This is a genomic window from Crossiella sp. SN42 (assembly GCF_023897065.1).
GTDB lineage: Bacteria > Actinomycetota > Actinomycetes > Mycobacteriales > Pseudonocardiaceae > Crossiella.
The window spans coordinates 1-18544 of the sequence record NZ_JAMHIV010000015.1 but is presented as its reverse complement, the minus strand read 5'-3'; the positions used below and the strand labels follow the sequence as shown (position 1 = coordinate 18544).

The window sequence follows — 18544 nt, the reverse complement described above, 5'->3', positions numbered from 1 at the left end:
GCCACCGAGACTAGGACGCGTGTTGGGCCAGCGGTGGGAAGGTCAGGCGCAGGTCGGTGAGCTGGTTCCCGGCCGGGATCCAGGCCAGCGGGGCGTAGTGGCGCCGGATGCCGTGCGGGTCCTGGAGCAGCGGCGCACCGCGCTCGTCGCGCGGCCACTCGACCTCGCCGCTGAGGGTGCGGGCCGGGATCAGCCAGTAGTCGCCGCCGCGGTACCTCCCGCCCGTGGCGAACCACACCTGGACGCCGTCCTCCAGGTCCAGCCACCTGCCCTCCTCGATCCGGATCGCGTCGCCGCGCTGGTCCCAGCGGCGCAGGAAGGCGTGCCTGCCCGGTCGGCCCACGCCGGTGCCGGGCTCCCTGGACAGCTCGACCCGCAGCGCCTCGGTGTCGAGGTCGCGGACCTGGGCCAGCGGGCCGGCCTCGCCGCGGGCCACCGAGGCGTCGTCGGCGAGCTCGACCCAGTCGCCGATGGACAGGCCCAGCTTCCGGTCCCGCGCGCCCTCGGCCAGGGTCACCCAGGTTTTGTCCACTGTGGACACTGGGAGGGTGACCGAGCCGTTCTCCCGCGACCACTTGAAGGTGGGCTGCTTGCCGCCGAGGTGGATCTCGACCCGGTACAGCTGGTTCTCCAGGCCGCGGAAGCGGGCGTCGGGGGCGGACAGGCAGGGGTCGTCCTCGGTGCGGGCCGGGCGTTCGGCGCGGGCGGCCAGGCGGGCGGTGGCGCGGCCGCGGTCGACCCAGCTGTCGAAGGCGGCGGTCAGGCTCTCCGGGGTGGGGCGGTCCGGGATCTGGAGGCCGTCCTTGGCGGTCAGCGGCAGCACCTGCCAGCTGACCTTGGTGCGCGCGGTGGTGTCCGGCAGGGCCGGGCCGAGCGCGGTCTCCCTGATCTCCGGGTCCTGGATCGCGGTCACCAGGTGCTCGGTGACCAGCAGGTAGGCCAGGAACGGCAGGTCCGGCAGGTGGTGCGCCTCGTCCTGCCGTTCCCGGTCGCGGTGGGCGTCCGGCTGGTCCCAGTAGGTCCACTCGGCGGCCGGTGGGGGCGCGGGATCGGTTTCCGGTTCGTCGGGGACCGGCACGCCGCGGGGTGGGCGGGTGGCCTCGACCAGGATGCCGTCCACGTAGTAGCGGCCGCCGTGGATCTTCAGGTCCGCGGGTTCCTTGCCCTTGGGCACAAACGCGATCCGGAAGCCGTTGGCGTCCCGTGGACCGCCGCGACGCCCGATGAGGTCGCTGATCGCGGTGCGGTGCCGGTGCTGGCTGATCAGCACCTGCTCGTTGGCCTCGGCGTCGAGCTGCACCCGGCCCTGCTGGGCGAGCACCGCGGAGAACCGCTTGTCCGGCCGGAAGGTCAGCCGGGAGAAGTCGCCGTGCATGTTCGTTGTCCCCCTTTACGAGACGAAGACGGTCGCGGCGGTCATACCGGCCGGCAGGAACTCGGTGAGCCGGGCGCGCAGGTTGTCCAGGCGCTGCGGCTGGAACAGGTCGTGGAAGGCGCCCAGCTCGCTGCCGTCCTCGGCGCCGCGGCTGATCTCCGGGGCGCAGTCGGCGGCGAGCTGGGCGTAACCCGGTGTGCCGTACCGGGTGCTGGTGAACCGGGGCCGCACGCGCAGCTGCTCGATCTCGCCGTGCACGCCGTCGGGCTGGCAGCGGTAGCGGCGCGGGGTGCGCGAACCCGGTGTGCTGTAACAGAACCGCAGGCAGCCGATGCCCCGTCTGGCCACGTGCGCGCGGCCGTGGAAGATGCTGTTCTCGCCGAGCCGGATGGCGTGGGTGTGCACCTCGCCGATGATGGTGCTGCGCCGCACGGCCAAGATCGCGTGCGCGTGGCGGCAGTCCGGCGCGGAGAGCGCCTCGCGGTCGGGCGCGGTGGCGTCCAGGATGCTGTCGGTGAGGTAGATCGGCAGTGGGTCGGTGTCCACCTCGTTGGCGATGACCAGGATGGTGCCCAGGATGCTGCGCTCGATCTGCACGCAGGCGGTGGTGTCCTCCAGCACCAGGCTGGGTTCCTCCGGGTGTGAGGGGCGGCACTCCGGTTCCAGCGACCAGCCGGGCACCAGGGTGCAGTGCCGCAGCACCACCGCGCCGAGCGGTCCGGTCACGTGCACGCCGCGCCCGGCCACGATCAGGCCGTCAAGCACCAGCCGGGGTTTGTCCGGGCAGCAGCTCTCCTCGGCGTCCGCGCCGGGAGCACGGACCAGCAGCGCGTCCGGGCGGTTGCTGTACCAGTCGAGCAGCCGGATCACCGGGCGGGCGCCCTCGGCGGCGCGGACCTCCAGGCGTTCGCCGTGGGTCAGGGCGAGCTCGATCTGTTCCTGGTAGGCGCCGCTGTGCGTGATCTCGATGACCGCCTCGGGACCGGCCTGGCCGCTCTGCTGGTCGGCGCGCCACTGCTGGAAGGCGGCCATGATCCCGCCGTGCTCGCCAGGCCCGACCAGATATTTGTCCACTGTGGACGGATGTTGGGCTGGGCGCGGGTACTCGCCGCCGCCGAGGTCGTCGCTGAAGGCGTGGTGGTAGGTGACCCAGACGCCGGTGCGGGGCGCGGTGCGCGGGCTGAACGCGATCCGGCCGAGCACCGGGTCCACCGCGACCTGCCTGCCGCGCGGGCGGTAGGCCCAGCCGGTCAGGTCGGCCACCACCAGGTCCGGCAGGGGCACCGGCTCGTCCTCGCGGTCGCGCCAGAGCTGGAAGCTCTTGCCCGGTCCGTAGTAGTCGGGCAGGGCGTCGGCCAGGGCGCGGCGGCGGATGAACCCGGGCACGTTCGCCGCGCCGGCCAGGTGCGCGGGTCCGGGTTCCGGTTCGGGGTTGGCCACCAGGGGCAGGTTGTTGCCGAGGATGGAGAAGGTGAACAGGTTGCGGGCGCGGTCGATGCAGTAGGCGGGGGCGCGGGTGACCGAGTAGGCCTTGAGCCGCCACAGGAACACGCTGACCTCGGGCGGTCCCTGGTTCCCGGACGGGCCGCGCGCGCTGGTGTCGAAGGGCGAGCCGAGCAGGTCCAGGTCGGCGCCGCGGCGGAGGTCGAGGTAGCCGCCGCCGAAGGCCGCGCGGGCGTCGGCGGCGGCAGGGCGGTTGGGGTAGAGCCGGATCGGCTGGTGAGAGGCGAGCAGTGGCAGCACCTCCACCGCGCGGGCCGGCCAGTCGGCGACCGTGCGGGCGAGTTCTTCCAGTAGCGGCAAGGTTCCTTTGCGACGCCGGTTGGCCACCGTGTCGGCGACGTCGGCGCGTGGGGCCAGACGGGCGGCGAGTCGTTGGGCCGCTTGGTCGCCGCGACTGACCGCTTCCTCGTAGCCGCGGAGCATGCGGTAGCCGACCAGGTCGCCGAGGTAGGGCACCGCCCAGTCGGCGCAGGTCTCGATGAACCAGTCCTCGTACAGGGCCTGCACATCGGCGTCGACCAGCTCGACCTGTTCGGCCAGCACGGCCAGCAGCGCGCGCAGCTGGCCGCCGGTCTCGGCGTCGCGCAGCCGGTGGAACTGCGGCAGCCGGTCGAACAGGCGGTCGGGTCCGGGCGCGGTCATCACCGCACCTCCTTCAGGATCAGCGTGTCCGGCAGGGTCGGCGACAGCAGCACCAGCTGGGCCGGTCGCACACCGCGGAAGACCACGACCACCCGGCCGCGCTTGAGTGGCGAGGCGTCGGTGAGGTCGGGGTTGAGCCGCAGCAGCTCGGCCAGTGAGATGCCGTGCTTGGCGCAGACCGCGGTGAGGGTCTCGGTCTCGCCTGAGGCGGGTTCGACCCGGTATCTGTCCACTGTGTACTGGGCAAGCCGGGCGGGCACCGAGGCGTTGGCGCGGGCCAGGTCGGTGGCCAGCTGTTGCAGGCCAACGGGTGTGATGCTGCCGGGCACCCCGGCGAAGGAGTCCACGTCCACGTGGTCCACGCCGGGCACGGCCTGCGCGGTGGCCAGCACCTCGGAGAGGTAGGCGGGCTGGCCGAGCTCGCGGCCGGCGAAACCGAGGCGGGCCAGCAGCGCGGCCCGCACGGCGGGTTCGACCAGGTCCCAGCTGTGCTCGGGGTGCACCCGGATGTTGGCCGCGATCACCAGCAGCACCGGTTCCCGGACCGCGACCTCGGCGGGCAGCCCGGCGTCGCCGTGCGCGGCGAAGGCGGCCCGCAGCGTGGTCACGAGGTCGGAGTCCGGGTGCAGCGGGATGTCGTCCACGCCCGCGACCGTGACGTGCACGACCTGCCGGGTGCCGTTGTACAGCCGGCGCGCCTCGGCCCGGCCGATCCCGGCGCGGGCGCGGGCGAAGTCGGCGTAGTCGGGCACCGAGACCAGCCGGTCGAAGGCGGTGACCCGCAACGGGATGTTGCGGCGCAGCTGTCCGGCGTCGTCCCGGTTGGCGCCACCGTCGGCGGGCAGCGGGTTGGTGACCGCGGAGACGCCCAGCGGTCGGGTGGTGAGCTGGGTGAGCTGGCCCGCGGTGAGGTTGCCCGCCTTGCCGAGGCCGACCCGGTAGCTGGCGCGCACGTTCTCCACACCGGTGGGCAGTCGCGCCCCCTGCCTGCCGTCGCCAAAGGCGATCTTGAGGAATCCGTTGTCCGCCAACGAGGTCACGTAGACCCGGTCGGTGGGTCCGTGCCCGGCCAGGCTGTCCACCTCCCGCCAGCGCACCCCGTCCACCCTGATCTCCAGGGTGCTCTCCGCGCCGAGCGGGTTGTCCGCGGCCAGCCAGGTCAGCGGCCCCTGGCGGAGCAGGAAGGACTGGTTCGGTTTGCTCGCGTCACCGCTGCCGATCGGCTCGTTCCGGCTGGCTCCGTGGGTGGCGCGGACCACGTTGCCGTGCACGCGCACGGTGCTGCGCACATAGCGGTAGGCGAGCGCCGCGGCCAGGGTGATCGTGGTGTGCACCTTCTCCCCCGGCCGCTTCGGCTGGACCGTCTGGGTCACGCCGGCGATCATGGCCAGCTCGGTGCCGCGCACCCCGGTGGTGCCGCCCGGCAGGTCGGCGCGCTCGCCGGTGACGATCACCCAGCGGCCGGGGGTGAGGCCGTCGTAGAGCTCGGCCAGCTCGATCACGTTGCCCGCCACCGGTTCCGGCACCGGCTCCTCGGCCAGCTCCAGCCGGTCCCCCCTGGCGTAGACGGTGGCGTCGCGCAGGTGGGAGAGCAGCGTGTCGTACTCGTCCAGCCAGGGCCGGTCCAGGGTCAGCTCGGTGACCTTGCCACTGATGCCGAAGGCCTGCTTGGCCACGGTGCGCGCGGTGGTGACCCTGGCCGTGACGGTGGACAGCTTCTCGTCGCCGCCGATCTCCTGGCCCTTGCGCGGCCTGGTGACCACCACCCAGCTGCCCGGCCCGATCCCCTCGTACACGCCGTCCAGCGCGAGGATGGTGGGCGGGTTGAGCGCGTAGGTCTGGATGGTGAACACGACCCGCTGCGGGTCCTTCTCATCGGCCGCGGTGCGCCGGAACCAGGCCACAAAACCCTTGCCGTGCACCTGTCCCGGTGGCGCGTCGCCCACGGCCAGGCTGTGCTCGACCGGGTCCAGGCCGGAGCCGGTCAGGCCCTCCAGCCGGACCTTGATCTTCTTCTCCGCGTTCTCCTGGTGCACCTCCAGCTTCCGCTCGGGCAGCTGCCTGGTGAAGGTGAAGGACAGCCGGGTGCCGCTGGGGTTGAAGGTGAACCGGCCGGGGCCGAGGTCGATGGTGACCTCCCCGGTGAGGTCGGTGAGGTTGTGCTCCCAGGTGTCCTTGGCCGAGGCGAAGCTGAGCAGGGTCCGGCCGGGTGTGACCTGCTCGTCGTAGTCGACCTGCACCCGCAGGGTTTGCAGCGTGCGCAGCGAGTCCTCGGCCGGCGCGGTGGCGCCGAAGGGCGTGGCCACCACGCGCATCGCGTGCAGTTCCTGCAACGCCTGCGGGTCGCTCAGGTCGGCCTGCCGCCAGGCCGGGTAGAGGGTGTCCCGCAGACGCTCGTCCACTGTGGACAGCAACTGCGCGCCGAGGTCGGAGCCGGGCGCGTAGATCCGGCTGAGCTCCCGGGCCAGGTAACGCGATCCGGCCGGTGGGCGGACGGTGCTGGTGCGCAGCGCGCCGAGCAGGGCGCCCAGGCCGAGCACCGCTTCGCTGCGGCCCGGGACCTCTGCGTCCAATGCGAGCGCGTGGTAGAGGCGTTCGGTGTCGGGCTCCCATTCCTGGGCGGGTTCCAGTTTGCGGGCGGTCTCCTCAAGTTCGCGGAGCCGGCCGTCGAAGGTTTCCAGCCAGCCCGCGATGTGCCGGTAGTGCTCGGCCAGCGCGATGGTCTCCGCGGTGTGCCCGCGCAGCCCGGCCACCGCGTCGGCGAACCGGGTGGGCGTGGTCAGCTTGGCCAGGTCTTTCCACAGCTCGGTCACCGGGCCTTCGACGAACCGGCGCAGGATCGCGCTGCGCTGCACGACTTCCGGCGTCGGGTCCGGGTCGCCGGTCTCCGGGTTGGCCAGGGGTTTGAGCAGTTTCCTGAGCCTGGTGTTCAGCTCGGTCAGGGTGGGCAGCGCGGGCTGGGGCAGGCCGATGGTGGTGACATCGCGCTCGCGGTCCAGGGTGATCCCCGGCACCACGGTGAGCTGCTGGCGGCCGGGTTCCGCGCCGAAGACGAACAGCAGCTGGTCGCCGGGCTTGAGGTTGGCGGCCACCCCGGCCACGTGCACCGCGGTGCGTTTGGCCAGGTCCGCCATGCCGAACTGGTAGGGCCGGGTCTGCCGGACCTTGAGGTCGTTCCAGGACCAGCGGGCGAGCAGGTCCTCCACGGTCTCGAAGGACTGCGGCTCCTCGCCCGGCCCTGGCACGCTCTGGGTGCGCGCGCCGCGCGGGATGCGCACCTGGAAGTCCCTGCCCTGCCTGGGATCGGCGTCCAGGGTGTAGGCCAGGAACGCGCCGGCGGCCACTCCCGGGCGAGGGGTGTGCCCGACCAGGCGGCCGAGCAGGGTGAGGGAGCGTTCCTCGGTGGCGGTGCGCAGGTAGCCCTCGTTGGCGATCCGCTCGGTGTAGAAGGTGAGCAGGTCGCCGAGCACCGCGCCCGCGTCCAGCAGGCCGATCGCCGGGTCCTCGGTGCCGCGCACGGTGAGCGCGGCCAGCGCCGGGTAGGCGGGGCTGGACAGCCTGGCGCGCATGGTGGCCAGGAACTCGGCGTGCGTGCCGGCCCGGTGCGTGATCTCGGTGCGGGACGGCGGATTGGTCACCTCGACGGGAGTCACGACCGCTATCCCGGCGCAGCAGTCACATTCGGTCATCGGGCACCTCCGAGCACGAAGCTCAGGCGGCCGTTCTCCGGCCGGTCGGGGTCGTTGTCGAGCTGGGCGATCTCCAGCGGTCCCAGTGCCAGCAGACCGGCGGCGAGCTCGCCGTTGTCCTGGCCGAAGCGGCGGCGCAGGCGGCGGACCTGGGCGGTGACCACGCCGGGAACGGCGGCGGCGCGGGCGATCAGCCGGGAGACCCGGACCGGCTCGCCGAAGCTGAGCGCGTCGGGGTGGAAGAAGCCGAGCGCGCCGCCGGGCAGCCGCCGGGTGCCGAACACCGCGCGCAACGCGGCCAGCACGTGCCCGCGCTGGTAGCCGTGGTCGACGCAGACGAACAGCTCGATGTCCAGTGGCACCAGGGCCGCCGGGCCGACGAAGAGCCGGTGTCCGATGCGGCGCGCGGGTTCCAGGGCTGCGTAGACGGCGGCCAGCAGTGCTGAGCTTGGACTGGCTTCGCCGAGCGGGTCGATGGCCACGTGGGCCTCGCGGCCGCTGCCGTTCCAGCGCAGTTGGGCGGCGGCCCGTTGCACGCCAGGGACTTCACCGGCCAGGCGGGCGTAGTCGGCGGCGGTGACCGCGCGCACCAGGCCGCGCCGGGGCGCGAGCGGGGCTAGCTGGCGAACCTGCTCGATCGGTTCGGGTTCCACGCCGCCGACCGCGGCGAGCGGGTTGCGCACCCGGGTGACGCCGTCGTGCATCGCCCCGCAGCACAGCGCGAGGTGGGTGATCGCCTCCGCGCCGACGTTGCCCGCAACACCGGTGCCGACCCGGTAGGCGATCTCGATGGTGCTGCCCGGCCCGGGCGCGAGACCGCGTTTCCCGTCGCCGAAGCGGAGCTGCATCCGGGCCGGGTTCTCCTCGGTCAGCTCGCCGACGAAGTGCCGGTCGCGGGCTCCGCTGGCCAGCAGGTCCCGCCGAGGTGTCCACTGTGGACTGTCCTCGGACTGCTCGGTGACCAGCACCGCGGGCAGCGCGGCCCTGGGGTCGGTGCGCAGCGCGGAGCGGGCGGATCCGGCAAGTGCTGGTGAGCCGGGGTGCAGGCCCTCGGCGTGCTCGCGGCCCCAGCTCTGCCTGATCTCCCAGGCGATCCCCTCGCCGAGCACCACCCCGGCGGCGGCCCGTCCGGCGAGCACGTGCAGCCGGTCGAGCTTGGGTTTGAGCAGTTCCTGCTGGCGGGCCAGGAGTTCGCGCAGCGCGGGCTCGGGGCGTTCGGTGATCCGCAGCCGGGTGAGCAGTTCCTCGGTGAACAGCACGGCCAGCGCGGCCAGCTCGCGGCGTCCGGGCGGGGTGCCGTCGCGGGCCGCCCGCCACCGGTCGGTGAGCCAGGCGTGCACCCGGCCGGGAATGGCCCGCAGCAGCTCGGCCTGGCTCGCGGCCACGGTGCGCGGCAACGGGAACGCGACTCGCTGGGTGACCGGGGCGTTGCGCAGCACCGGCCGGAACGGGCGCGGCAGCGGCGGGTAGCTGACCTGGGCGAGCAGGGTGCGCAGCGCGGTGTGCTGGTCGGCGATGACCTCCGGCCGCACCACCTCGTGCTCGGTGCTGTCCCTGGACAGCGAGATGCCGAGCCCGGCACGGGCGACCGCGGCCGCGCCGAAGACCTCGGTGAGGCCGCGGACGTCGCCGGGTTCCAGGGGCTGGTGCGCGCCGGTCTGGCTGATCAGCGACTGGAGCTGACCGACGGCGGGATCGGCGGCGGCGCGGTCCGGGCAGCCGAACTCCGGCGGCGCGCAGCTGGGCGGGGCCACCGGTCCCGGCGGCACCAGGACCTCCTCCGGTCCCGCGCCGCAGAAGGTGAGCGAGCGGCCGTGGTCGACCAGGACCACGTTGCCGCGCAGCACGCTCAGGTCGGTGAGCAGGCAGCAGTCCGGGCCGCCGACCGCGGACAGGCACACGCTGAAGGTGAGCGCGTCCTCGGCTGACCAGGTGACCTCCAGCACCGGCTGGTCGTAGAGGTCGTCGCAGCCGCGAGTGACCGAGGTGAGCCGGACCGCCTGGCGGTGCGCGGGATCGGCGTCGGCCGGCGCGCCGGTGACCGGGCCGCGGACCTCCTCGATGATCACCACATCGCCCGGTTTGAGGCACAGCGGCCGGTCTTTGTCATCGCGCAGGGTGGCCGCGGTGGCGCCCTTGGGCAGGCAGCATTCCTCATCGCCCCAGGTCCAGAAGCGGATCGCGTTGTGCTCGGGGCGGACGGTGAGCGGGCAGTCCCGCACCGGCTCGAAGACCTCGACCACCGCGCCGGGCGGCAGGGTTTCCAGCTGCTCGTCGGAGAGCACGGTGCCCAGCTCTGGCCGTTCGCCGGGCGGCAGGTGGCTGAGGTCGACGCTGACGAACCGGTAGTCCCCGGCGTCCATGGTGTGCGGGTGCGCGGTCTCCAGGGCCACCCAGGCGCGGGCGTTGCAGCCGTCGTGCATGGCGTAGTCGACCAGCCGGGCGTGCCGGCGGACGGAGGTGCGGCGGCGGGCGGTGTCCAGGTAGGCCTCGGTGGCTACCGCATCCTGGCGGTAGCTGAGCTGGTCGCCGGCGTGCGCGAGCAGTTCGACCAGGGTGACGCCGAGGTCGGGCACGTGCCGTTCCAGCCAGGCCGGGACGGTGAGGGTCATCCGGTCCAGCAGCAGGCGGCGCAGGGTGTCGTAGTCCCTGGCCAGGTAGTTGATCTCCGGTGCCGGGCCGTCGTCACCCGGCGGGCAGGGGGCCGCTAGACAGTCCACATCGGACTGACAGTCGCGGCGGAAGTCGAAGGTGGCGCTGGAGTAGCGCGGGTCGAAGCCGGGCAGCGGCTCGGTGCCGGGGCGGCCGTAGGCGTTGGGGCGGACCAGGTGCAGGGTGTAGCTGGAGGAGTCGCCGGCGCGGTCCAAGGTGAGGCGCACCCGGTCGTCCAGCTCGGGGTCCGGCTGGGTCTCCAGGTGGACTTCGACCACCCGAAGCCCGGTTACCCGGCGGCCACCGTCAACGCGGAAGTTGTTGCGGGCCAGGTCTTTCGGCGCTTTGCCGAGGAAGGTGACGGTAAGCGTGCGGCCGTCCTCGGCCACCTCCACGCCGTCGATCCCGTTCCACCGCGCGGCGCGGAGCTTGCGGCGTCTGCCGTCGGTGCGGCAGTCCTGTTGTGCCGTCACGCCGTCCCCCTCCGCTCGAACACGTCGGTGCGCTGGGTTCCGGTCGGCCGGACCAGGTAGACCAGGTGCACGCGCAGCAGGTTCTCCTCGCTGATGACCTCCAGCGAGTAGATGTCGATCACGTCGCCGAGCCAGCGTTGCAACCCGGCCTGCACGGAGAGCTGGAGCGCGGAGGCGAACTCGGGGCTGTTCGGCGCGAACACCAGGTCCAGCAGGCCGCAGCCGAAGTCCGGGCGCATCACCCGTTCCCCTGGGCTGGTGAACAGCAGCTCCTCGATCATGTCCCGCACGTGCTCGTCGTAGCCGCGGTCGGCGGTGCGGCCGCGGCTGTCGATCCGGAACGGGAACGCCCAGTCCAGCCTGCCCGGCCGGGTGCGTGCCGCGGGCAGCTCCACCACTCGCTTCTCGGCTCTGGCGCCCATGTCAGCGTCCCCCTGCCCGGCGCTGCACGGTGACCACCCTCGGCGGTCCCTGCGGCGCCTGGTCCGCGGCCAGGCAGAGGCCGACCGAGTTCTCCAGCAGCGCGGGCACCCCGTTGACCCGGATCGCGGTCGAGGGCTGGGTCCAGCGGATGGTCACGCACGGGTGCGGGGACCCGCTGACGGTGAAGCCGCAGCCCGCGATCGTGTAGACGTCGGTCTGCACCGCGACCGGCTGGCTGCTCACCGCCACCCGGCTCTGCCCCGGGCGCACGGTGGCCTGGCCGCCGTGCGGACAGGTGACGGTCGCGTTGACGTGCAACAGGTTCATCGACATGCCTTGCCCCCATTCAGGTGCTGACGGTGAGCGCTCCCCGGTTGACGGTGACGGTCGCGCCGACCATCGAGATGACCGCGCCCTGCCCGTTGTCGAGCACGATTCCCCGGTCGGTGACCGACAGGGTGGCGCCGGTGGCAGTGCGCAGGGTGATGCCCGCGTTGCCGGGCTGGTCGGAGAGCAGGATGTGGTGCCCGGCAACGGTTTGCAGCACCATGTTGGGCGCGACCGGCGGCCCGAGCAGCGCCACCGCGGGCACCTCGGCCTGGGAGCCGTACCAGCAGCCGGTCCAGATCGGGAAGCTCGGATCGCCCTGCTCGAACTCCACCCACACGCCCGCGCCGACCGGCGGCACCACGTACTGCCCCATCTGCGGCCCGGCCACCGGCAGGCAGGGCATCGCCCACGAGGACGGGACGCTGCCGAGCACGTCCGGCACCTGGACCTGGATCCGGCCCTGGCGCAGCGGATCCACGTTGACCACCACCGTGCCCCGGAACTTGCCGAGGTACCGGTTCGGCTCAGGACTCATCGGCGCTCTCCTGGCGGGTTCACGGGATCACCCTGGGCTGCAGGGCGATCAGGCCTTCGCGGGCGAGGGTGAAGTTCTGGGTGTAGCTGCCGCGCTGGAGGTTGTGCGTGACGCTCTTGACGTAGTAGAGGCCGTCGTAGGTGATACCGGCGCCGCGCACGCCGACCAGCTCGCGCGGCCGCAGCACATGGCCGTAGCGCACCACGTCCAGCTGCCCGGAGCCGGTGACCGCGTCCGCGGACTCGGCCGCCTTGGCCAGGGTCTCGGCCAGCGCCATCGGGGTGTCCTTCTTGGCGGTGTCGGCGATGACCTTCTTCTTCAGCGCGGGCGCGGGCCGCAGCGCCAGCGGCGGGCGCAGCACGCTGACCTCGGGCACCGGCACCGGCGCGGACACCCTGGTGAACGGGATCTGCACCATGGCGACGGGCTGTTCCCGCGCCGACCCGTCGAAGCTGAACGTGAGCTGGTCCACTGTGGACGATCCGTCGGAGTTGACGGTGAGCGCGTGCTGCGGCACCCCGAGCCGCACCTCCGGCCCCCAGTAGCCCTTGCTGACCCCCGGCGCCGGTCCGGGGTCGAGGTAGAAGACGTACCCGTTGGCCTTGGCCAGCTCGTTGAGGTAGCCGAGGTCGGTGCCCTTCTGGAAGTCGATCCGCTGGGTGGGCATCGCGGCCTGCGGGAACAGCTCGGGGATGACCACCGGCACGATGCCGTAACCGGCGTACTGCGCGATGATCGCCGCGACCCTGGCTGCTGGCGGCATCGCCGGGAACGGCACGCCCGCGCGTTCCTCCAGGTCCATCAGCACGGTCAGGTCCTCACCGGTGACGGTCAGCGTGGACTGCCCCGGCTGGTTGCTGATGCCGACCTCCTGCCGGATGCACACCCCGTCCATCAGCACCGAGGGCGTGCCGCGCACGGTGGCCATCAGCACCACCCGCACCTGCGGGTCGAAGAACCCGGCAGGCAGCAGCTCGTTGTGGATGAGCCCCTTCTTGGACAGGTCGAAGGAGAGCTGGAACCCGCTGCGCTGCCCCGCGGTCACGGTGACCTGCGCGGACAACAGGGCCTCGGTCACCTCGCGTGGCGCGGGCACCGGAATCCGCCTGCCCAGCAACAGGGTCAGGTGGATCGGCGTGCGGTCAGCGGCCATGGCTAGTCCAGCACCGGCCCGGGAACCCCGGCGGGCAAGGTGATCCGCAACCGCCGCCCCGGCACGTCCAGCTCCCGGGGGTCCAGCACCGGGTTGGCATCGGCGATCCGCCACCACTGCCCGGCGTCCCCGAACTGCCGGTCCGCGATCAGGTCCACCCGCTCCCCCTCCCGCACCACGTGCTCACCGAGATCGGCGAACGTGGCTGGATCCGGCAACAACCGCCGGGTCAGGAAAGGAACCCGCCGCCCATCCCCGGTCACCAGCTCCGCGGCCGGGATCCCGTGGTACCGACTGGTCCGCGGATAAGCCGTCGGATCAGGCAGAAACTCCAGCGGATCAGCCATCCTCGTCCCCTCCCTAGATGCTGGGTAACCCCAGCTGCGCCAACCGCCCAACCCCACTGCCGGCCACCAACCGCTCCTTCTGCGCCAGGTGCGCCAGGTAAAGCTCCGCCCCCCGATGCCCCGCGGGCAGATCGTTGACCGACAACACCCGCAACCCCAGGCTCACCGCCGCCCTGATCGGGTTCAGCTCAGGGTCAAAGGCCTCCTCGGTGACCGCGAGCTCGGTGATCCGCACCGGCATCACCCGCTTTGTGCCCCACACGAACAACGTCAGCGGGGTTTCCATGGGCGTGATCTCCAACGTGCCCGCGGCCGCCAGTCGCTGGTTGGCGCGGAGCTGGGCGCTGGTGGGGTGCACGAGCATTTCCAGCACCGCCAGCTGCGGGTGGATGCCAAATGGCGCGGGCACGTCGAGCTGGTCGGTGGCGTCGATCTCCGCGGTGAACTTCCAGGTCTCGATCGCGGGTCCTTTGAGGCGCAGGGCCTCGGTGCGGTCGCCTTGTTCGGCGCCGAAGGCTTGGGGGGCGAGGGTGCGTTCGAGGGTGTCGGGGTTGAACTGCAGGACGATGACGCGTTGCGGGGTGCCGCGTTCCGAGTCGACGATGACGATGCCGGAGCGGATGGGTTTGGGGATGTCGAGATACCGGGTCATGACTCCACCGAGTTCTCCCTGATGTATCCGGCGACCCACTGGGCACGCTGTCGCACGTCCTCGGCGTCGGCCTGCTGGCTGACGCGGTCCAGAGGCGGAAGGAAATCGCGCCACAACGCCAGCAGCGCACCCCGGATGGCGGCGCGCTGAATCTCCGGTTCGGCGGTCAGCGTGGCGGAAATCGCGCGAACCACCTGTTCCCGGTATTCCAGCGACGCGCCCAGCCCGAGTCGTTCAAGGGCTCTGGCGCGATCCGCGCTCTCCCGCGCCCGGTCGAGCTCGTCCAGCAGGTCTTGGCAGCTGAGCGCGTCGAAGTACTGACCGACCAGCTCGGCCATCTCGGTGACGGCGTCGGCGGACACCCCTCTGGTCATGAGGAAGGCGGTCCGGGTGTCTTCGTCGAGGCCGTAGCAGAAGTACAGCTCCGGCGAGATCTCCCAGACGATTTCCCGCATGGCCCCAGGACCTTCTCCTGCCGGGGTGTCACGCACCTTGGTGAATCCGGTGGATTCGGCAAAGGAGGCCACCGCGTCCTCCCGCACCGTGTCCGGGAGGATCATCCGAGTGCTTTCCCGCACGTTCACCAGCGCCTGTCCCGTCGTCGTGTCCGTCATGGCATCCAGATCCCCTTGACTCTGTTCCTGAGTTCCGGGTCGGCCGCGACGATCGCCTGCGCTCTGCGCACCAACTCGTCCACGTACTCCTGGCCTCCCTCAGGGGTGGTGAGCACATCGCCCCAGAGGTTCTGGAAGGTGTGCGCCCAATAGACCACCCGGTCGAGATATCTGCGGGGGAACTCGACCGTCTCATAGAACTTGTCCCGCTCCGGAACCGGCAGACCGCGCGCCTTGGCGGAGCCCTTCTCCTTCTGCAACCCGATCCTGGCCTGCTGGTTGAACCGTGGTGGCACCCAGGTCTCGACGGTGGTCTTCTTGCCTTGCCGCTTCGTTTCCTTGCGCGGCTCCGTCAACGCGTAGTCCTCGTCGCCCGCGGGGACGTAGAGGCCGCTTCCGGTCTGCCGCATGTTTCGGAGGCGACCGCTGTTCACCAGTTCCAGCATGGCTGCCCTGGCGTCCTTTGTTTGCGGCGGAACCATGAGCCCCTTCGTCACGACTTCCACGGCTCGGTCCTTGGCCTTGCTCTTGGTAGGCGCGGCGAGGATGTGCTTGCGCTCCAGCGGACCGAACAGGTGCATGGCCTCTTCCCGCTGGGCCTCCACCATGTCGCGCAGCATCGCCATGAACATCGCGCGCTTCATGACCGGGTCGCCCTTGGCCGCGGCATCGAAAGCCCCGGAAGCGAACCGGTCCGCGTGCTGGAAGACGTCGCGGACGTTGTCGTCCTCCGCGAGGCGGAAGGCCTCGTCCAGATAGCGCCCCTTGCCTGGCCCTTCTGGGTGGTGCACCTCGCCGCCGGGGTCGGACCCCGAGCCGATGCCCGCGCTGAGACCCGAGTCGCCGAACCGCACCTGAGCAGGTCGCCGATCGCTCTTCGCGATCCCCTCGTCCTGCTTCTGCAGGCCCTTGACCAGCTGACCGTACTGACCAGACTGCGCCACCAGCGGCGCTTCCTTCAGTTTCAGGTCGCGCTCGGCTATCGCCTGTTCCGTCGCCTTGGGGTCGGCTGGCCCGCCCGCGGCCTGCTCGGCGTTCTTCTGGTTCTTCCGCGCCGCTTCAACGATCTTCTGGTACAGCTCCGTCTTCTCGTGTAGCAGGCCGATGTCGACCGGTTGCTCCGGGCTCAGCCCCGCGGAGATCTGCGCCCGTTTCCCTTGGCCGAGGGTCAGCTTCCGCAGCCGGTACCACAGGCGCATCCCGGCCAGGACCGGCAGCAGCACTCGCCGTGGCACGCCCTTGACCAGCAGCCGGTGGATGCGGGGCCGGATGCGGGCGATGATCTGCGCCAGCCTGCGCTGCTTCGACTGGGGCGAGTTCCGCTGTTCCTCGCGCTGCCGGCGCCGCTCCTGCCGCAGGCGCTGCCGTTCCCGCCACCGGTTCCGCAGCCGGTTGAAGCGGTCACGGATCCGGCGGGCGCTGTTGGCCAGCGCCTTGCCGAGCTTGCTGTTGCGCAGTCGCGTGCCCAGCGCCTTGGCCGCGTTGCGCACCCGGGTCAGTCCGGTGCGGACCGCCCCCTTCGCTCTGTCCATCATGGACGGTCGCCGGGTGGGCGCGGCTGGCCGCCGGGCCGCAGGACGCCGCTCCGCACCAGGCCGGCCCCTGGTACCAGCCACCGCCCCAGGCCGCCGCCGGACCGGAGCCGCTGGCCGTCGAGGTGGCCGCAGCGCCTGGCTCGCGGACCGGAGGCCGCGCCGGGCCGAGTTCACCGCGTTGCCCGCGGCCCGGCGAGTGCCGCGGGCCGCGCGCCCCAGCCCCTTGCCGATCCGGGCCGCGATCCCCTTGAGCGTGTTGCCGACCCCCTGCGCCGCGCCCTTGAGCTTGGTCATCAGGAAGTTGGTGATGAACTCCAGCAGCGCGACCACGCCGGCGGCCACCGCCTTGGCGAACAGCGCGGCGGCCGGGCCCGCGCGGACCGCCTTGAGGAAGGCGACAAAGGCGCCGATGGCGGCCAGGATCTTGCTGATGGTGCCCCAGGCGGCCATCAAGCCCTGGACGACGGCGAGCACCGCGCCGGCGGCGGGGATGATCAGGGAGACCAGGCGTTCGACGACGACCTGGATGATGATCACGGGCAGGGCGGCGATGATGCCGTCCCAGGCCATTTTGGCGATCTTGCCCATGGACAGGCAGCCGCGGATGAGGATGTCCATGACGGCTTTGCCCAGGCCGAGGACTTCTTCGACCTTGCCGTTGAACCATTCCCTGACGCCGGTCTGGATCGCGCCCCACAGGTGGTTCTGCACGCCGTCCTTGGCGCTGCCGCCGAGTTTGCCGAGCCAGGTGCCGACGCCATCGGCGGCGATGTCGGCGATGATCGCGGCGAACTCGCCGAGCATTTGGATGGCGGCCTTGGCGAACTCGATGGCGGCGTTGACCGCGCTGCGGACCGCCTCGACCGCGGCCTTCAGTCCGGCTTCCAGCAGGCGGAGCAGGCCGGTCAGGGCCTTGGCGAGCAGGTCCAGCAGGGCTTTGACGCCTGCTTTCAGGGTTTCGGCGAGGGCGTTGACGGCGGCGATGGCGGCGTCGCGGAGGTCCTCGATGCCCTTGCGGATGCGCGCGGCCAGCTCGGGGAAGAACACCGCGAGCGCGTCGCACAGCGCGATCAGCACGTCGGCCAGCACGTTGATCACGCTGACGATCACGTCCCTGACGACGTCGATCGCCTTCATCACCAGGTCGGTGAAGGTGCGCACGATGCCGTTGATCGCCTGGATCGCGGCGTTGAAGAAGCCGGTGACCGCGTCGAGCAGGTCGTTGAAGAAGGAGGTGACCTTCGAGGCGAGCCAGCTGAAGAAACCGCCGCCCTCGGCCTCCTTCTCCTTGCGCCGCTTCTCCTCCTCGGCCTTGCGCTCGGCCTCCTGCCGCTCGCGCTGGATCCGCTGGTTCTCCTCGGTTTCCTTGCGCGCGTTGGCCTCGTCAGTCTCGGTCTTCTTCTTGACCACCTCGCCGTTGGCCTTGGTGTGCTCCTTGCTCGCCTGCTCGTTGTTCTCCTCGATCTTCTGGTCCTGCTCGGCCCGCCACTCCTGTCGTTTGGCCGCGGCGTCGGTGGCGACCTTGCCGCGCTCGGCGGCCTGCGCCTCGGAGTTCTCCGCGACCGTGCGGGTCACCTCGGACTCGTGCCTGGCGTTCTCCCGCGCCGCCGACTGCTCGTGGTTCTGCCGCTCGGCGCCCAGCTGACCCTGTCCCTGCGACACCGCGGCCTGCACCTGCGGCCCGCGTTCCTGTTGCGCCACCACGGCGACGCCCTTGTCCACCGGAGCCCCGCCGGGACCGGGAGCCGGGCCGCCCGAAGGTCCGGGCACCTCGGCGGCCAGCGTCTCGCCGGGCACGTCCGGGAAGACCTGGTCCTCGCCAAGGGGTTTGGCCGACTCCGCGCGCCCGGTGCTGTGCAGCTGCTGGGACTGCTCGGCCAGCTGGGCCTTCTGCTGGTCGGTGCGCGCCGGATCGGCCTGCCCGGTCAGCTCGACCTTCGGCGGCGGCGCGACCGTGGTGTTCATCGCCGGATCGGTGGTCGGCACGTTGCGCACCGCCTGCTGCACGTTCTGCACGTCCCCCGGCGTCACCTTGCCCTGAGTGTCCCCGGCCAGGTGCGGCCGCGGCACCGGCTGCTGCTCGCTGCGCACCTGCTCCGCCCTGGCCTGCTGCTGCCGATCCGCCTCCGCCGCCCGCACCCGCTCCAGCTCCGCCCGCTCCGCCTCCGCGGGCGGCGCGACCTGCGGTGGCCCGCTGAGCGTCCGCGGCGCCCCTGCCGGCCGCTCCATGCTGGGCGGCGCGGCCTGGAGCGCGGACTGCTGCTCGCCAACGCTGCGAGTGACCGAGGAGTCCACTTGGGACAGTGCGGGTCGCATCCGGTCGATCGGCAGGGCGCCGACCGAGGCGAGCGCGGCTTCCGGGGGCTGGGCGGAGACGTCGGGGGCGGCGGGTTCCGGTTCGGCTGGGGCTGGTGCCGGGCCGCCGCCCCCGCCGGTGGGAGCGGATTCGGGGGCGGCGGCTGTGGTGGTGGCCTCGGGGGCTCCGGCGCAGGCTCCGCCACCGGGTTCGAGGGAGGCTTCGGGGGTGGGGGCGACGGGAGCAGGGCCGCCCGGGGATGGGTCGGCGGGGCCGGGCGTGGTGGTCGGGGTGGTGGGCGTGAGGCCGGGGGCGGGGCCCGGAC

At 72.0% G+C, this 18544-nt stretch carries 11 protein-coding genes and 1 pseudogene; all 12 read right to left on the bottom strand.

From position 1 onward, the window contains the following. Positions 1-10: 10 nt before the first annotated feature. Positions 11-1375, bottom strand: a complete 1365-nt coding sequence (locus M8C13_RS19005) for a DUF6519 domain-containing protein (RefSeq protein WP_252481971.1) — start codon at positions 1373-1375, stop codon at positions 11-13. A 15-nt stretch (positions 1376-1390) separates the two neighbouring features. Then, positions 1391-3520 carry a hypothetical protein gene (locus M8C13_RS19000; protein ID WP_252481970.1) on the bottom strand — a complete coding sequence of 710 codons (2130 nt, stop codon included), beginning with the start codon at positions 3518-3520 and terminating at the stop codon, positions 1391-1393. Further along, positions 3520-7173 (bottom strand): putative baseplate assembly protein, encoded by a 3654-nt coding sequence (locus M8C13_RS45455; RefSeq protein ID WP_252481969.1) that lies wholly within the window; start codon positions 7171-7173, stop codon positions 3520-3522. Before M8C13_RS45455 ends, M8C13_RS19000 begins: the two co-directional genes overlap by 1 nt. Positions 7174-7205: 32 nt before the next feature. Beyond that, positions 7206-10334, bottom strand: coding sequence for a putative baseplate assembly protein (locus M8C13_RS18990; protein WP_252481968.1), 3129 nt, complete (start codon positions 10332-10334; stop codon positions 7206-7208). Then, positions 10331-10756 carry a GPW/gp25 family protein gene (locus tag M8C13_RS18985; protein ID WP_252481967.1) on the bottom strand — a complete coding sequence of 142 codons (426 nt, stop codon included), beginning with the start codon at positions 10754-10756 and terminating at the stop codon, positions 10331-10333. Before M8C13_RS18985 ends, M8C13_RS18990 begins: the two co-directional genes overlap by 4 nt. A gap of 1 nt (position 10757) precedes the next feature. Continuing rightward, complete coding sequence (locus M8C13_RS18980; RefSeq protein ID WP_252481966.1) at positions 10758-11090, bottom strand: hypothetical protein; 333 nt, start codon at positions 11088-11090, stop codon at positions 10758-10760. A gap of 13 nt (positions 11091-11103) precedes the next feature. Next, a complete protein-coding gene (locus tag M8C13_RS18975) occupies positions 11104-11622 on the bottom strand; it encodes a phage baseplate assembly protein V (RefSeq protein WP_252481965.1) in 519 nt (172 codons plus the stop codon). Positions 11623-11641: 19 nt separating this feature from the next. Continuing rightward, complete coding sequence (locus M8C13_RS18970; RefSeq protein ID WP_252481964.1) at positions 11642-12775, bottom strand: hypothetical protein; 1134 nt, start codon at positions 12773-12775, stop codon at positions 11642-11644. A gap of 2 nt (positions 12776-12777) precedes the next feature. Beyond that, positions 12778-13122 carry a LysM domain-containing protein gene (locus M8C13_RS18965; RefSeq protein ID WP_252481963.1) on the bottom strand — a complete coding sequence of 115 codons (345 nt, stop codon included), beginning with the start codon at positions 13120-13122 and terminating at the stop codon, positions 12778-12780. Between the two features lie 13 nt (positions 13123-13135). After that, positions 13136-13774, bottom strand: a complete 639-nt coding sequence (locus M8C13_RS18960) for a hypothetical protein (protein ID WP_252481962.1) — start codon at positions 13772-13774, stop codon at positions 13136-13138. After that, positions 13771-14316: a hypothetical protein gene (locus M8C13_RS18955; RefSeq protein WP_252481961.1), complete on the bottom strand. Its 546-nt coding sequence runs from the start codon at positions 14314-14316 to the stop codon at positions 13771-13773. Before M8C13_RS18955 ends, M8C13_RS18960 begins: the two co-directional genes overlap by 4 nt. 68 nt (positions 14317-14384) lie before the next feature. Then, positions 14385-18544: pseudogene (locus M8C13_RS18950) on the bottom strand (hypothetical protein); the annotation flags it as partial.